A 15384-nucleotide genomic window follows, 5' to 3' on the forward strand; every position below is an offset into this window, starting at 1 on the left:
TATTATCATAGTTTTATTATTAAACCTGGGCGGATAAATCGCAACGTTGGATTGCCTGATTTAATTCATCTCCGCGATAAATAGATAAAATTTTTGTACTGTATTCTGGATCCGTAGCATAACCTGCTTTATGTAACTCACGTACATAACTTTCAGGGTTAGCCGCGCTCGCTAAAGCGCCTTGATAACGTCCATCTCGCTGAATCAATGAGATGTAATCCTCAAAACCTTGCTCTATTGAAGAATATTTCCTAAATGATGCATTTACCTTAATAGGTGTATCGGCAATATATTCCGTTGTTTTAACATTAACCGAATCATAGTTACTATTAGCACCTGTCTTGATATTAAATAAGTTATTGCTGCTATTTCCTTCAGCATCTTTCGTAATAAATTTGCCCCATCCAGTTTCTAAAGCTGCCTGAGCCATTAAAATCTTTGGATCCAAGCCAATAAGAGAAGCTGCTTCTTTAGCCTTGGGCCAAATGGATTTCACGAAATCATCTACCGTAGTTGCTGGTTTATTTGTGTCAATAGTGGTCAGTTGCTGCGGAGTTATATACTGTATGGGGGAAGATGCTGTTGGCATAGCAATCGGTGCCGCATTCTGGCTTGGAGTTTGTGGGTTATTAACCGACTCTAAATGCCGGGTAAGCATCGCAGCAACACCAATACCTCTTGATCCAGAAATATTGCTCGCATATTGCGCATCCAACATATCCTCAAAGGTTTCTCGATTTTTGCCTCTAAAAGGGCTGGAGTCATCAAGAAAATGTTGTCCCATACGCATACTTTTTAGCATGGACTGTATAAAAATCCCTTCAAATTGTCTGGCTACTTCAGGTGCAGCTCCTTTGGCATCAGTAGCTGCCTTCGCTTTTAAATCAGCCAAGGCTGAAAAATCACTGGTTGCAATGCCATGTAACATAATAACTATCCTTTTCAATTAACCTAAAGTCTAGCTCAAAAAAAGAGCAAGTTCTTTTTTCCAAGTATTTTGATGCGTTTTTATTTCTGCCTAAAACGAAAGGCTTCCAATTATCCCTAAGTTTTATTCGACTTTCAAAACAACCTAATTACCGCGGCTTGCCACGGTAATTAGGGTTATCGTAAAACTAAGGATGAATCACCTATCTTATATCACGATCAAGGTTGCATTCAATGCACCAGCCTGCTGTAAAGCTTCAAGTATCGCAATTACATCCGCTGGTGTTGCCCCTACAGCATTAATACCTCTAACAATATCTTTAAGTGTGGTGCCTTTAGGTAATACAAACGCGTGATTATTTTTCTGGGCAATATTTACCTGGGATTGCTGTCTAACCACTGTTCTGCCACCTGCAAATGCATTCGGCTGGCTAATTACTGGTGTCTCAGTAACACTTAATACGAGATTACCATGAGATACTGCAGCTGATTTAACAATAACATTTGATGAGATTACCACCGTACCTGTACGCGAATTTATAATAATTTTGGCCATCGGCTCGGCAGGCTTAAATTCTATATTTTCTATAACGGAAACATAATCCACTCGTTGTGACATTTTAACAGGTGAAGTCACCACTACAGAAGTCGCATCCAAAGCCTTAGCAGTACCTGGGCCTAATTGTTGATTAATTGCATCCGACATACTTTTAGCTGTAGTAAAGTCAGGGCTATGTAAGTTATAAGTGAGGTTTTTAGTAAAATAAAATGGGTTAGGAATATCCGCTTCTATTGTCGCACCATTGGGAATACGCCCCCCACTTGGAACGTTGACTGTAACACTCGAACCATCACTTCCTGAGGCACTAATACCTGAAACGATGACGTTTCCCTGAGAGATTGCATAAATACGGCCATCAGCTCCTTTTAGAGGCGTCATTAATAAAGTACCACCTAACAAACTTTTCGAATCACCTATGGAGGAAATATTAACATCCAAAGTTTGTCCTTTTTTCATAAACGAAGACAAACTGGCTGTTACCATAACTGCTGCCATATTTTTTGAGTTAAGTTTGGTACCTGGTCTAATATTAACACCCAACTGCGTCAGCATGTTTGCAAAGCTATCTTCAGTATAACGTGTGCCATTTTTATCACCGGTACCATTTAAACCAACTACCAAGCCATAGCCGATTAATTGGTTAGTACGCACACCAGCCAGCGTTGCCAAATCTTTGATCCGTTCAGCATAAACCTGATTTAACAGCAGGTTTATTGCGAACAGGCATGTAACCATCAGCACTCGCCGCATTACTGTTCCTTTCATTATTATAAATATCCAAATATTAATGCCACCAAGCAAGCTTGATCAGGTTGAGCACGCAAGCCCAACCCCAAATAACACAATTAGGTTGGGAATAATGGTCCCCACATAATTCGAGCCAACCACCCTTGAGCATTCGTATTATTAACCTGACCTGTTCCGCCATAAGAGATTCGTGCGTTGGCAACACGATCTGATGTAATCGTATTATCGCCTTTAATATCTTGGGGCCGCACAATACCAGAAAGGCGAACATATTCTTCGCCCTGATTTATTTTTACCCACTTTTCTCCTTGAACAACCAAATTACCGTTAGCTAAAACTTTGGCTACGGTTACTGAAACATTACCAGCCAACTTATTATTTTGCACCGCTTGTGCTGAACCGTTAAACTGGCGCTGATTATTTAAGTCAAAATCCATACTGTAACCGCCTCCAAGAGAAATAGGACGCCCCAGAAATAGTTTATTGGTTACCTTATTGGTATCATTTTTCATTTGCTGGAGTGTCGCATTCTTGGTCGCATTTGTATTTTCAATTAAAAGCACCGTCAATATGTCCCCTTCATGCCGGGCTCGATTGGTCTCAAATAGAGGTAGGGCAGTTTCAGGATCATAAATAGCTCCGGTTTGCCTTCTCAACTGTTTGGGATCAGGCGATACGGGATAAGTGGGTGCATAATCGGGACTTTTTCCTGCTACAGGCGGATTTAAAGCCTCACATCCGCCTAAAAAAAGTGTTATACAACCAACTGTTAAAAAGTTAAGTAATTTCATTGGTCTAATCTTCTTAAACAGTCTGATTTAAGTATTGCAACATATTATCTACAGTTTGCATTCCTTTCGCAGTAATTTCATAGCTACGCTGAGCCTGAATCATATTCACCAATTCTTCGACAACATTGACGTTTGATGCTTCCAAATTATTCTGTAATAAGGTACCTAGACCGTTATTTCCAGGGTTATCAAGAATTGGGTTTCCACTTGAGGGCGTTTCAACAAATAAATTTTGACCCAATGGCTGAAGTCCTGCTGGATTCATAAAATTAGTAAGCTGGATTGTGCCAAGATTAGTGGGAGTTGTAGAGCCTGCTACAGTAGCGCTAACCACCCCATCCTGGCTAATCGTAACACCCAGAGTCTGTGCAGGTAAGGTAATTGCAGGCTGCAATAAATAACCGTGGCTATCCACAATCTGCCCTGTGCTATCAATTGTAAACGCCCCATTACGGGTGTAAGCCTGAGTACCGTCTGGCATCAAAATAGTAAAGAAACCTTGTCCCTGAATTGCAATATCATAGGCGTTATTAGTATTCTGAATGCTTCCTTGTTGAAACATTTTTTGGGTAGAAACCAAATGGACCCCTGTTCCTGTATTAATACCCGTTGGGACAATGGAATTTTCTGATGATTGAGCTCCAGCCTGACTAGAAGTTTGATAGAGTAAATCTTCAAATTGAGGCCTATCACGCTTAAAACCAGTAGTGTTTACGTTAGCCAAGTTATTTGCAATTGTACCAATAGTTTTTTCTTGAGCTTCCAAGCCCGATTTGCTCACCCATAATGCTGGTTGCATGTAAATCTCCTACATTTATTCAAAAATAATCCACATTACTTAAAATTAAAAACTTAGTTAATCAGCCAATAGTTGGGTTAGCTTTTGAGCATTTTCCCCCATAGTGGATAACAAGTTCATATGAGTTTCGAAATCTCGTCCAGCATTAATCATTGCAACCATTTGCTCTACCGCCTGAACGTTAGAGCCTTCAAGCGCACCACTGGTCAACTTAAGGGTATTATCCGCAGGAGCAACCCCCCCATTCTTTAATTGGAATAAACCATCTTTACCTTTAGTGATGCCGGCAGGATCTAAAGAAACCATTTTAATTCTATCCACTGTGGTAGCAGATTGAGGACCGTTTCCGGTGGGTACAATCGTTATGGTGCCATCAGTACCGATGTCAATATTGGTTGCAGGGGGAATAGAAATCGGACCACCATTTCCAATGACTTGTTTACCGGATGCAGTAACTAAGAAACCATTTGCATCGATATTGAGGCTTCCTGCTTTGGTATAGGCTTCTTTTCCATCACTGCCGCGCACGGCTAACCACCCTTTACCATTAACCGCGACGTCCAGGTTGCGCCCTGTTACAACAATGGGCCCGGGAGTAAAATCAGCAGCAGAAGGATTTTGGACAGTAAAAGATTGACCGTAATTATTGCCGCCCTTGGCGCCTTGAACATAGAGTGTTTGTGCTTGGTACATATCGGCTCTAAAACCGGTAGTGCCTACATTTGCCAAATTATTTGCAATCACTTCCTGACGGGCGAAATTACTACGCCCGCCATTAGCAGCATTATACAAAATAGGATCCATTAATTAGCCCCTTAACGCATGTTGATAATCGTTTGCGTGATGGCATCACCAGTACGAATTGTTTGCGCATTGGCTTGGAAATCACGTTGAGCCCCAATCAAACTAACCAGCTCCCCGGTTAAATCAACATTCGACTGTTCTAAACTACCAGAGCGAATATCACCAAAACTACCGGTTGTTCCGATTCCAATTAATGGCTGGCCTGAAGCTGCTGTGGCAGACCAACAAACATTGCCTATATTTTGTAAGCCTTCAAGATCTGCAAAGTTAGCTAATTGGATTTGCCCCATAGCTAAGGTTTGACCGTTAGAATAACTTCCAGAAACCGTACCATCAGCAGCAACTTGTAATCCTGATAAATTACCCGTGGTGTATCCATTCGAGTTAGCTGACTGAACTGCAAATGGGCTGCCAAACTGAGTACAATTTGATAAATCAACATTTAAATTCAGTGGATTAGCACCATTAGTTAATGTCATTGATAAAGGAATCAAATTACTTGCTAATGGTGTTCCAGTGGTATCTTGGGCCAATGAAAAAGAACCATCAGAATTAAAATTAACCGCATAGAGGTTCGCGCTATTGCCTGGTGTCATAATGGCAGGGACATCTTGGTTATCGATCTGGAACGCCACATACCATTGGTTTTCAGTTCCTGGAGGGGAAGCAGCATCAGGACTTCCTGCGGCAGCCGCAGCATTCGCTTTGATGAAATACATGCTCAACACATGTGAATTACCTAAGCTGTCATAAATCGTCATTGAGGTTGTATTATTATAAGTATCACTGACAGGGGCAGCACCTCCAGCCCAATCAGCTGCAGGGGGTGTACTACCCGAATTCAAGTTAAGTCCTGCAGTTACTGTACTACTTGCCTGTGGAGCCAGATTTGCCTGATTCACTTGAATTTTACCAGTTGATCCAGTGATATTTCCTGAAGCATCAGCCAAATAGCCGGTAAGAAATTGGCCAGTGGAATTAGTAATGTAATTTTGATTATCTAGGCCAAATTGCCCAGCACGTGTATATACGGTGGTACCTTGGTCATTCAAAATAAAAAAGCCGTTACCACTAATAGCAAGATCTAAAGTGTTATTGGTATTGGTAATGGTACCATTTTTAAACATTTGCTGAACTTGGGTGAGCATCACCCCGCCACCCACAGTGGTACTTCCTCCCGAGTTATAACCACCAAAAGAGTAAATATCACCAAAATTAGCACGTGACCCTTTAAAACCAACGGTTGAAGAGTTTGCAATATTATTACCGATTACATCCAAATGGCTTGATGCCGCGTTCAGTCCGCTTATACCAGTATCAAAAATCATTTTAGTCTCCGTCCTATACCGTTATTTGTTTTACCTGGTCTAATGAAACTGCTCCGACCCCAGCAACATTCAGTTTTAAACCATCGCCATTTTGGCCAAGGCTCACGCTATCTACGTTGGCAGAGGTCATCGTCCTAAATGCAACCTCTTTGCCCATATACTTAGCATGTACTGCTACTTTGTATTGCCCCTCTGGTAAGCGGTTTCCATCCTGCCCCATGCCATCCCAAGCGAACTGATAGAATCCTGGTACTTGTGGACCTAAAGGAATAGTTTTTACCAGCTCGCCCGATGCACCATAAATAAATGCATTGATATCGCTTACTCCGGGTGGAATATCAATAGCCGTTTTTACTTCGCCTTCTTTATCCAATTTAAGGCTATCGCTATTGACTAAAACTTTACGCCCTACTAATGCAGAAGCTTGTAGTGCCTGATTTGATTGCAATGAGTTTGCCATTTGCTGCATGGACTCTTGCATTTTATTAACGCCATCGTTTGTGCTAAATTGCGCGAGTTGTGACAAAAATTCACCATTTACCTGCGGCTGCATGGGATCTTGATTTTGAATTTGAGCGACCATTAACCGCAAAAAATCCTGCTGTCCCAAATTTTGGGGAGCCATTTGACCCGCTGACATCTGAGCCGCGCCGTTTACTCCATTTATTGAATTTGTTGTCATTCCCTTTCCCCTTACTCACCTAATTGCAAAGTACGTTGCATTAATTGTTTTGCTTGACTAACTAATTGAAGATTCATTTGATAAGACTTGGCAGCGGAAATAACGTTGGCCATTTCTTCTGCGTAATTGACATTCGGCGTATAAACATAACCATCCTTATCTGCTATAGGATTATCCGGTTGGTAATGTTTAATAGGATCTGCGTTGCTAACATAGTTTCCCTTTAGTTGCACGCCGGCCTTTACCTGATCGTCCATCCATTGATTTGCACCTTCTTGTATGGCTTTGAATACAGGGTATTGCACTCGATAAACATCATCCATATCACCCGTTTCTATGTTGGCATTACTTAAGTTTGATGTACTGCTAGTTAAACGTGCAGTTTCAGCAGTTAACGCTGAACCTGCAATATCAAAAATAGAACCGATAGACATCCCTACTCTCCTTTCAATGCAAGCATCATAGTTTTAATTTTATTATTAAGAAAAGTCAAACTTGCCTGATAATTCAGAGAGTTACGAGCAAATTCCATGGTTTCTAAATCTTTATCAACCGTATTTCCATCTAAAGCAGTTTGAGCCGTAACCCGAAACTTCGTATTGGCCGCAAGATCACCGTTCTTAGTGATATGATTCGCTGAAGTAACGGCCATTTGCTGTGCGCTTGCTGCCATTTGCTCTGCCAAAAAACTATTGAAATCAACATCTTGTGCTTTGAAATTCGGTGTATTGGCATTTGCCAGGTTATTGGCTAACAATGAGGATCTCTGATCTCGCCCAATTAAGGCCTTGGCGTGAATGCCAAAATAAGAGTCAAGATTTCGTGACATACATACTCCCTTATAACTTTACATCCCTCAGCACAAACATTGTGCCAATTCTAAATAAATGAGAAAATAACCCGTTGCAGCTAATCAACAATCCTCGAAGATTACATGCAACATCTAGCAATAGTCGATCTAATATAAATTTGAGTACTCGCCATGTCAAATACTTATGAACTTCCTGTAGATGCTATAGAACAAGTAAAAGCCTATCTTTTGCAATTACAAAACAATATTTGTACTATTATTGAAGATTTAGATGGTCACTCGCGATTCATTGAAGATGCGTGGAAGCGCCCTGCAGGTGGCGGTGGTCTCACGCGTGTGTTGACTCAAGGTAAGATCTTCGCAAAAGCTGGAGTAAATTTTTCTCATGTTTCTGGAGAACAGCTCCCACCTTCTGCTAGCGCGCATCGTCCGGAGCTAGCAGGTAGAAAATTTAGCGCCCTTGGCGTCTCTCTGGTGATACATCCCGATAATCCTTACATTCCGACATCTCATGCGAATGTTCGCTTTTTTATTGCAGAAAAAGAAGGTTTCCCTCCAGTTTGGTGGTTTGGGGGTGGGTTTGACTTAACACCTTATTATGGATTTGAAGAAGATTGTCGACATTGGCACCAAATGGCGCTAAATGCCTGCCAACCTTTTGGTGAGGACATTTATCCTCGCTTTAAAAAATGGTGTGATGAGTATTTCTTCATTAAACACCGTAATGAAGCAAGAGGTATCGGTGGTTTATTCTTTGATGATTATAATGAGATCAACTTTGAACATAGTTTTGCTCTAATGCAAAGTATCGGCGATCACTACATAAAAGCATACGCACCTATTGTATCGCGTCGAAAAGAACATCCTTTTGGAGTTCAAGAAAAAACCTTCCAAAATTACCGCCGTGGACGTTATGTAGAATTCAATTTGGTATATGACCGCGGTACTTTATTCGGTTTGCAATCTGGAGGCAGGACTGAATCAATTTTGATGTCGCTCCCACCTGATGTCTCCTGGGCGTATAACTGGCAACCTGAAGTAAATAGTTCTGAGGCTAAGCTTTACAGCGATTTTCTTCCGCCACGAGATTGGTTGGGTGTTAATAAATAATTATTAGGGTTAGCCGGTTGCTTGCAACCAGCTATACCAAACCAATTATCGGAACACGTTTTAAAAATCGCCATGCAAGCCATGCGGCAATCGCATTCAATCCACTTAAAATCAAAAATATTTGCGGAATGGCTGCACTAAAATGCAGAAACAACATGACCATTAATGAGCCTAAAACCATAAATAATGCATTATAAATATTATTTGCAGCAATAACCCGCGCCCTATTTTCTGGCGCACTGGCAACCTGTAAATAAGTATATAATGGCACTACAAATAAGCCCGCACTAAAAGCCAGTAGAAACAAATCAATCGCAATACGCCAATGAGTTTTATTGTTAAAAAAGGACTTGAATGTTAATAAAAATTCATGTTCCTGAACATAGGATGAAGCCCAATAGAGATCCGCGGTAAAACAAGTAAAAGCAAACATTCCCCAAGGAACTAAAGCTAGAGCAATTCGGCCTCGAAAAATGAAATTAACAGTCACAGAACCAGTGGCTATACCAAGAGAAAATAGTGCTAGAAAAAGAGCAAAAACACTAGTATTAGCGCCTAAAACATAGTTGGTATAATCCGGTAATTTGGTTAATAAAACCGTTCCCAAAAGCCAAAACCAAGACAAGATTAAGGTTGCCACTAAAATACCAAAATGCTCTGTTGCCTGTTTTATCAAGCGATACGTGGCACGCCAAAACTGAATATCAATCTTGAGGTTTGATGAAGTGGCTGGGGCACTAGGAATAAACAAAGCAGACAATAGGCCTAATAGAGCAACTAAAATGGTCATAAAAATAGCGATATAAGGTGTAGAACCTTTGATGCCTATAGCTAAACTCCCTAAGGTGGTTCCCAATAGAATCGCAATGAAGGTACTTGCATCAACCAGCCCTGTTGCTCCCAGCAAATCCTTTTTAGGCAGATGATCAGGCAAAATTGCGTATTTTATTGGCCCAAAAAATGTTGAATGAGTCCCCATTCCGGTTAACGTAAACATCATCCAAAAAATATTGCCATAATAAAGCGAAAAACTGCCAATAATCATTAAAATTACTTCAAAAATTTTAATGATGCGAATAACTTTTGTTTTATCGTATTTATCAGCAACTTGCCCTGAAGTGGCGGAAAGTAGAAAGAATGGCAATATAAATAAAGCACCCGCTAATGCTTGGTAATATTCTGACTGCGCCTGAGAATCAGTTAAATAATAACTAATCATGGTAAGCATTGCTAATTTAAATGCATTATCATTAAAGGCCCCCAAAAACTGAGTAAAGAAGAAAGGCAAAAATCGCCGTTCTTTAAAAAGGTAAATAATACCTACACCCATAAGGTATCCCTCTGTTCTACCAGAAAAATTGGCTAAGAATAATCATGTATTACCGGAAAGTAAATGCTTTCCGTGCAGCGTGCCCCCTGGTTTGCTTCCTCGTTCCTAGCAATAACGAACTATAAATTAATCTTTAATCCTCCCTTCGTCATTGAAATAGCCCAAGGTTCTGTGGCTTGAATTTCTGGCTTACATAATCGTTATCTTTGTGCAATACAATAAAATATTTCTTAATAAATGTTCAAAAACAGACCAACCCCTATGCTAAAATTAATAGGATATAGAACTTGTTTTGATAAGGATCGATCATGAGTAATGAATACATCGAAATCTATCAAGAGCATAAGTACCATGAGCAGAAAGATACGATTGATTCATTGATAGAAACTTTAGAACGATTAAAAAGTGACACAGAAAAACAGCAATCATCGTGGTTGCACTCTATCTTGCGTAGGACTAAAGATGGCTTGTTTGGTTTTTTTAAAGATTCGCTCCCGAAGTCAAATTCTCCCGAAACCCTGGTTATAATCGATCAAGTAATTGCAAATTTAAACGCATTAAAAAACAGTGAAATCTACCAAACAGAAGGTGAAACAGCAAATACTCAGCTAGAATTGTTGGCTATTTTAGGCCCTGCATCGAAAGCCCTTACTCCCACAAGCAAATTACACGATTTACTAAACAATATACTGTTTGATGAAGGTTCTAATTATTTTTCCATGAGAGAAAGCAGCATTATCGAGCCTTCACCAATAGAAATATTGTCAGGAGAAGAAGAGCCTTATGAGGAGAATGAACAATGGGCTGTGCCTTATATTGAAGAATTACTGCTCCAAAAGAATCTACCTCAAGATACTTTTTATAGTGAAGAAGAAAATCAACTTCAACTGGAAGATGACATTGGTGAGCACGTGCGCTGGGCGTTCAACCATATTTATAATTATGAATACCCTGATGGTGCTCAAGATGAAACACTAGCCCGGATTTATCATGGAATTGAGCACGTCAGTCGTGCTGCCGTATATGCCAAAGTTTTTGCGAATCTTTACCGGAAGTATGGAGATTTAGAAGCCGAAAATTTAAGTGAAGAAGATCTTACGCTAATACAAATCGCATTAATCTTTCATGATTCTGCGCGTGAAGATGAGGAAATTGACCACTGGGATCATGAAAGCGCTATATTTTTATACTACTACCTAACTCGGGTACTTGGAGTCGACATCAAAAAAGCTAAATTTGTGGCTGAGGCAACTGCAAATAAAGATCCCAGCCCTGAAAAAGGATATTTTGAGCTTATTGAACATGAAGATAGTGAAATTTTTTGGCAATTTATCAAGAACGAAGAAAACTCCTTCCCAGAAAAAAATATTTTTCAAAAAATCATTCATGATTGTGATTGCTTAGACATTATTAGAGCACGAAATCAATTTGACGCGCACTATCTCGACTTTTATAAAGAAATCGCTAGTAAACCAGGCAATGAAATCGCCTTGGAAGAAATGGCTGAACTCATCATGGAGGCCCGAAGCCTGATTTATACTCAAGGTGATGCGCGAATTAAACTTAAATTAGACGTGAAAAAGCGTTACGAACATGAGGCGGCTTATTCCAGTATAACCGCCGACATCCATCCCGAAACTTATCCAGTTCTTTTTGCTTTATACGAGCGATTATTAGATAAAGATGAATTAAAAGACTCTCCCTTAATCGACCTCAGCACTTTTGATAAAACAGCAGAATTATCAGGAAATAACCTAAGAGCAGCCTTACGTGAAGGACGCATATTAGTACGTGGTATTGCAACCCCAAGTGCCCAGCCTAAAACCAGCGCTCACAAGGCTGCCTATGCGGATGCAACTTTGGCGGAGAAAGAGATACGCAAAACCATGCGTTCAGACCTAATTAATGTTAAAAGAAGAAAAACCCAACCCATTCCGCAACATAATAACCCCATGCGCTCCGTATCCATTTTGGGCTACGGCAGTGGTGTTTATCCTTCCGCTGGAATGTTAATTTTTAATCCTAATGTGGCACAGATTAGAAAAATTTCTGCTGAAGACTTTGATAGTGGTCGAGGAAGCAAGAAAAAAATAGCTCATTTACAGGAAAAAGAATTTAGAAAAACGGCTTCCTTATTAGAAGAGGAATATACAGCGCTTATTGGAAAAATGAAGTTAGGTTTATTTGGTAAAGCGAATACTGCAGCTTCAAACTATGCGGAACTTTTGTATGATATAAATCATTATGATGCTATTTTTTATACTAATGATCCTGTAATTGCTAATGAGATCGCACATAATGACCCAGATCCTTTCCATCGATTCTCACCGCTGTTACAAGCTATTTATTTGCAACAACAATACGAACAGCAATATGAAGTAACAAAGGCGGCTTTTCTCATAGAATACGGAGAAATAGAAGGCTTGAAACTTTTCTTAGAGCGGTTTGGTTCTAACAAAACCTTACCGCTTTATGAATATTCAGGACAAAATAATCGCTTAGTGCAGGTGGATCCTAAAGACTTAAGCGAAGAACACATTGTAGAAATGTGGCTTACTATGTGTACTGATTTTATGGGGCAGCAGTTAAAGGCTATTGAGGAAAGTTCGCTTTATACAATGAGTGTTGATGAAATCAAGGTGTTAAGCATGTATAAGTATAAAGAAAATTATCTCGCTAAAGTAAATCAACCTGCCGACTTAAACTATCCCCAGGGTCTAAGAGATAAAATCTCATCTGCAATTGAAATAGAAAGACAGCATCTAATTGCTGAACATGAAGCCGAATTATGGGAAAAAGTTAATAATAATGAGCGTTCTGTCTTTTCAAAAGAATATTTTATTTCCCTAATTTACAGTCCTAAACTCCAAGCATTAAGTGCTCAAAAAATAAAAGAAGAGCTTCGTGATTTTATTCAGTCAGCACCTGAGGCATCGTTTACCGGTGATGTCATTATCGAAGATACAGTACACTTTACTCCAATTACAGCGCTTAATGAGATAAGCCCGGTCAAACTGGGAAACAATAAGCTAGGTAAAGCCTACTTTTTGGCTAAACAATATAGTTTGGAAGATGAGGCGCAACAAATTAGCGCTATAGCATGTGCATCGGCTAAATCATTAATACAAGAATGGGGACAAAACGATTATTCATTTAATGTTTTTAATTACTTATCTAAGGCATTGAATTTAAAACAATCATTGCAGCTCCTAAATGCTGATGAAAATACATTGGGTCAGGTTGACCAATTTTTATTAGATACCCTTCAACGTCAAATGGATCTGCTGATTAAGAATGAGGGAGATGTATGTCGATTTAGCTATACAATTGTTGATCTATTCAAGGCGAAAGCTATTCACCCTGAACATCTTGAGATAATTCACCATGGATACAATCAGCTTAGAAAAAAGATAACTACATTAAATGGAAGAGATTTCACTGGATTTTTAAACATAGCCATACGTTTAGGAGAAAACCCTCAAGAAGAATTCGGTCAGTGGTTGGCTGCCCAACGAAGGCTTACAAGCAATGAACTCGCCCTCTTTACAAAGCCCTTGGCAAAAATCATAGTTTTTGATGATACAAACTTAGAGGTATTTAAAAAATTTATAAAAAAAATTCATCCCTATGAAACTCTTATTGGTGATTATGTAGATTTTAACTACTGGTTTGCGCAAATTAATAAAGTAAAAAACTTGGTTGAAAATAAAGAGTTTTCACCAGCCCAGTTAGAGATAATCAATGGGCGTCTTAAAGTGCTCGCTGATAAATTCATAAAAGTATCTATTGCAGAATCAAATTCACTTTTTCATCGTTCATCTCATCCCAATAAAAAGCAATGTAAGTTATTAGAGACTTATGCCGAGAATATTTCTCAAATCCTAAGACAAGGAATTGTATCAATACCTAATAGCTTAGTTGAGGCATTTACCCAAAATTTGCTTGAGCTTGATCAGCAAAATTTCAACGGTTCGGAGTTGAGCCAATATCAAATAAACTTGTTTAAAAAAATACACACCCAATTGCCCCAACAAGAACAACGTCAGGAGGTAATAGATAAATTAGACGAAAAATTGATACCTGTAAATCAGGTAATAACAGAGCCTCAAGCACAGCACGTTCAACAACCGCGTTTTATATAGACAGATATATAGATAAAAAAGGCAAAAGCGAAAGGACGACCCTAATTTAGGATAACTAACCCAACATTAAAACCGAACCTCCGCCTATGCTGAAAAAAAACGCTCGGCGATAGCTAATAATGTACTCGGTTTTTTACTTACTCAGCTTCATTAATTAATGCAACGTCTTGAGCTTTTAAGCCTTTAGGTCCTTTATCAAGAACAAAGGTTACAGGATCATTTTCGTGCAAAGTTTTAAAACCTACACCTTGTATATCTTTATAATGTACAAAAATGTCATCACCCTGCTGATTAATAATAAATCCAAATCCCTTTTTTTCATTAAACCATTTTACATGGCCTGTCTCTCTCTGTGACATTAGTATCCCCTTTGTCTTTAAACTTTTTACTTATTTATGCTTATTGTCACGCAAGCTCAAGTGGTAAAAAGTTAACTCACTAAAGAGAACTGCGTTATAATAAACATTTACTCTGTACTCAAGAATTTCGTACAGCTAGATTAGCATAACAGTTTTTTATGTATTGTTAAGATTTTTTTATTAAATTCAATATAATTAACCTCTTTTCGTGCTACTGGAAAAACACTATGAACCATACGAAATCATCTTTTATAAAATTAGCGCTTAATTGCCAAGTTTTAAAATTTGGCGAGTTTACTTTAAAGTCAGGAAGGAAAAGTCCCTACTTTTTTAATGCGGGATTATTTTATCAAGGCAGCGCGCTCCACGAACTTGGCCAATTTTATGCCCAAACCTTATTAGAACATCAGGCTGAATTCGAACATTTATTTGGTCCTGCTTATAAAGGATTACCTCTAGCAACTACAACCGCCATTGCCTTATCAGAATTAGGCAAAGAGACAACCGTGACCTTTAATCGGAAAGAAGCCAAAGATCATGGTGAAGGTGGTCAATTAATTGGTGCACCATTAACGGGTAATACCATTATTGTTGATGATGTAATCACTGCAGGAACTGCTTTTCGTGAGGCACAGAAATTAATTAAAGAACATGGCGGAAATCTTACCGGCGTGGTCATAGCACTCGATCGTTGTGAACGCGGACTAACTCATGAGTCCACACTCTCTGAAATTAAAGCCCAGGGAATTAATGTCTATTCGATTATTAATTTGTTTGATTTAATTGATTATTTAAAAGCAACCGATGAGTTAGAACAAGTGAAAAGATTAGAAGAGTACCAACAGGTTTATGGTTATTAAATACCAAAAAATTCGCGTGTATCATCTCAGTTTGTTCTTTGTATGTTGGGCCCATGGCCCAACATACAGTAAATCCACGTAGTTTTAAGTTTCATTTTGACTTAATTGGGCAGTTTGTTTGTCAAACTCCTA

Annotated in this window: 14 protein-coding genes; 3 read left to right on the forward strand and 11 right to left on the reverse strand. The window is 39.1% G+C overall.

What is annotated here, in order from left to right:
- Positions 1-19: 19 nt before the first annotated feature.
- From flgJ to flgB, 9 genes are all read right to left on the reverse strand, one after another.
- Positions 20-928, reverse strand: a complete 909-nt coding sequence (flgJ, locus tag E1P08_RS02990; protein WP_423202184.1) for a flagellar assembly peptidoglycan hydrolase FlgJ — start codon at positions 926-928, stop codon at positions 20-22.
- Positions 929-1135: 207 nt separating this feature from the next.
- Positions 1136-2239, reverse strand: a complete 1104-nt coding sequence (locus tag E1P08_RS02995; protein WP_133135988.1) for a flagellar basal body P-ring protein FlgI — start codon at positions 2237-2239, stop codon at positions 1136-1138.
- Positions 2240-2334: 95 nt separating this feature from the next.
- Complete coding sequence (locus E1P08_RS03000) at positions 2335-3027, reverse strand: flagellar basal body L-ring protein FlgH (RefSeq protein WP_133135526.1); 693 nt, start codon at positions 3025-3027, stop codon at positions 2335-2337.
- Positions 3028-3040: 13 nt separating this feature from the next.
- Positions 3041-3826 (reverse strand): flagellar basal-body rod protein FlgG, encoded by a 786-nt coding sequence (gene flgG / locus E1P08_RS03005; protein ID WP_133135527.1) that lies wholly within the window; start codon positions 3824-3826, stop codon positions 3041-3043.
- 57 nt (positions 3827-3883) lie between these two features.
- Entirely contained in the window at positions 3884-4630 is a 747-nt protein-coding gene (gene flgF, locus E1P08_RS03010) for a flagellar basal-body rod protein FlgF (protein ID WP_133135528.1), read from the reverse strand.
- Positions 4631-4641: 11 nt separating this feature from the next.
- Positions 4642-5958: a flagellar hook protein FlgE gene (gene flgE / locus E1P08_RS03015; protein ID WP_133135529.1), complete on the reverse strand. Its 1317-nt coding sequence runs from the start codon at positions 5956-5958 to the stop codon at positions 4642-4644.
- Positions 5959-5971: 13 nt separating this feature from the next.
- A complete protein-coding gene (locus tag E1P08_RS03020; RefSeq protein ID WP_133135530.1) occupies positions 5972-6640 on the reverse strand; it encodes a flagellar hook assembly protein FlgD in 669 nt (222 codons plus the stop codon).
- Positions 6641-6651: 11 nt separating this feature from the next.
- Complete coding sequence (flgC, locus tag E1P08_RS03025) at positions 6652-7074, reverse strand: flagellar basal body rod protein FlgC (RefSeq protein WP_133135531.1); 423 nt, start codon at positions 7072-7074, stop codon at positions 6652-6654.
- Positions 7075-7076: 2 nt separating this feature from the next.
- Positions 7077-7469: a flagellar basal body rod protein FlgB gene (flgB, locus tag E1P08_RS03030; RefSeq protein ID WP_133135532.1), complete on the reverse strand. Its 393-nt coding sequence runs from the start codon at positions 7467-7469 to the stop codon at positions 7077-7079.
- Positions 7470-7622: 153 nt separating this feature from the next.
- Between flgB and hemF the strand changes: the two genes are divergently transcribed.
- Positions 7623-8561, forward strand: coding sequence for an oxygen-dependent coproporphyrinogen oxidase (gene hemF, locus E1P08_RS03035; protein ID WP_133135533.1), 939 nt, complete (start codon positions 7623-7625; stop codon positions 8559-8561).
- 31 nt (positions 8562-8592) lie between these two features.
- Here hemF and E1P08_RS03040 read toward each other — a convergent pair whose 3' ends face one another.
- The gene (locus E1P08_RS03040; protein WP_133135534.1) at positions 8593-9891 is read right to left on the reverse strand and encodes an MFS transporter; all 1299 of its coding nucleotides are present in this window, start codon (positions 9889-9891) and stop codon (positions 8593-8595) included.
- A gap of 308 nt (positions 9892-10199) precedes the next feature.
- Here E1P08_RS03040 and E1P08_RS03045 point away from each other — a divergent pair, with 308 nt between their 5' ends.
- On the forward strand, positions 10200-14033 hold the full coding sequence (locus E1P08_RS03045; protein WP_133135535.1) for a SidE phosphodiesterase domain-containing protein: 3834 nt from the start codon (positions 10200-10202) through the stop codon (positions 14031-14033).
- Positions 14034-14170: 137 nt separating this feature from the next.
- Here the strand turns inward: E1P08_RS03045 and E1P08_RS03050 are convergent, their stop codons facing one another.
- On the reverse strand, positions 14171-14392 hold the full coding sequence (locus tag E1P08_RS03050; protein ID WP_133135536.1) for a cold-shock protein: 222 nt from the start codon (positions 14390-14392) through the stop codon (positions 14171-14173).
- A 227-nt stretch (positions 14393-14619) separates the two neighbouring features.
- Between E1P08_RS03050 and pyrE the strand changes: the two genes are divergently transcribed.
- Complete coding sequence (gene pyrE, locus E1P08_RS03055) at positions 14620-15252, forward strand: orotate phosphoribosyltransferase (RefSeq protein ID WP_133135537.1); 633 nt, start codon at positions 14620-14622, stop codon at positions 15250-15252.
- Positions 15253-15384: the final 132 nt, after the last annotated feature.

Source organism: Legionella rowbothamii (genome assembly GCF_900639985.1).
In the GTDB taxonomy this organism is placed as follows: domain Bacteria; phylum Pseudomonadota; class Gammaproteobacteria; order Legionellales; family Legionellaceae; genus Legionella; species Legionella rowbothamii.

Coding starts and splice junctions, on each gene's coding strand:
- flgF (WP_133135528.1), bottom strand. CDS start 4,630: ATGGATCCTATTTTGTATAATGCTGCTAATGGCGGGCGTAGTAATTTC.
- E1P08_RS02995 (WP_133135988.1), bottom strand. CDS start 2,239: ATGCGGCGAGTGCTGATGGTTACATGCCTGTTCGCAATAAACCTGCTG.
- flgB (WP_133135532.1), bottom strand. CDS start 7,469: ATGTCACGAAATCTTGACTCTTATTTTGGCATTCACGCCAAGGCCTTA.
- E1P08_RS03000 (WP_133135526.1), bottom strand. CDS start 3,027: ATGAAATTACTTAACTTTTTAACAGTTGGTTGTATAACACTTTTTTTA.
- E1P08_RS03040 (WP_133135534.1), bottom strand. CDS start 9,891: ATGGGTGTAGGTATTATTTACCTTTTTAAAGAACGGCGATTTTTGCCT.
- flgJ (WP_423202184.1), bottom strand. CDS start 928: ATGTTACATGGCATTGCAACCAGTGATTTTTCAGCCTTGGCTGATTTA.
- flgG (WP_133135527.1), bottom strand. CDS start 3,826: ATGCAACCAGCATTATGGGTGAGCAAATCGGGCTTGGAAGCTCAAGAA.
- E1P08_RS03020 (WP_133135530.1), bottom strand. CDS start 6,640: ATGACAACAAATTCAATAAATGGAGTAAACGGCGCGGCTCAGATGTCA.
- E1P08_RS03050 (WP_133135536.1), bottom strand. CDS start 14,392: ATGTCACAGAGAGAGACAGGCCATGTAAAATGGTTTAATGAAAAAAAG.
- flgC (WP_133135531.1), bottom strand. CDS start 7,074: ATGTCTATCGGTTCTATTTTTGATATTGCAGGTTCAGCGTTAACTGCT.
- E1P08_RS03045 (WP_133135535.1), top strand. CDS start 10,200: ATGAGTAATGAATACATCGAAATCTATCAAGAGCATAAGTACCATGAG.
- hemF (WP_133135533.1), top strand. CDS start 7,623: ATGTCAAATACTTATGAACTTCCTGTAGATGCTATAGAACAAGTAAAA.
- pyrE (WP_133135537.1), top strand. CDS start 14,620: ATGAACCATACGAAATCATCTTTTATAAAATTAGCGCTTAATTGCCAA.
- flgE (WP_133135529.1), bottom strand. CDS start 5,958: ATGATTTTTGATACTGGTATAAGCGGACTGAACGCGGCATCAAGCCAT.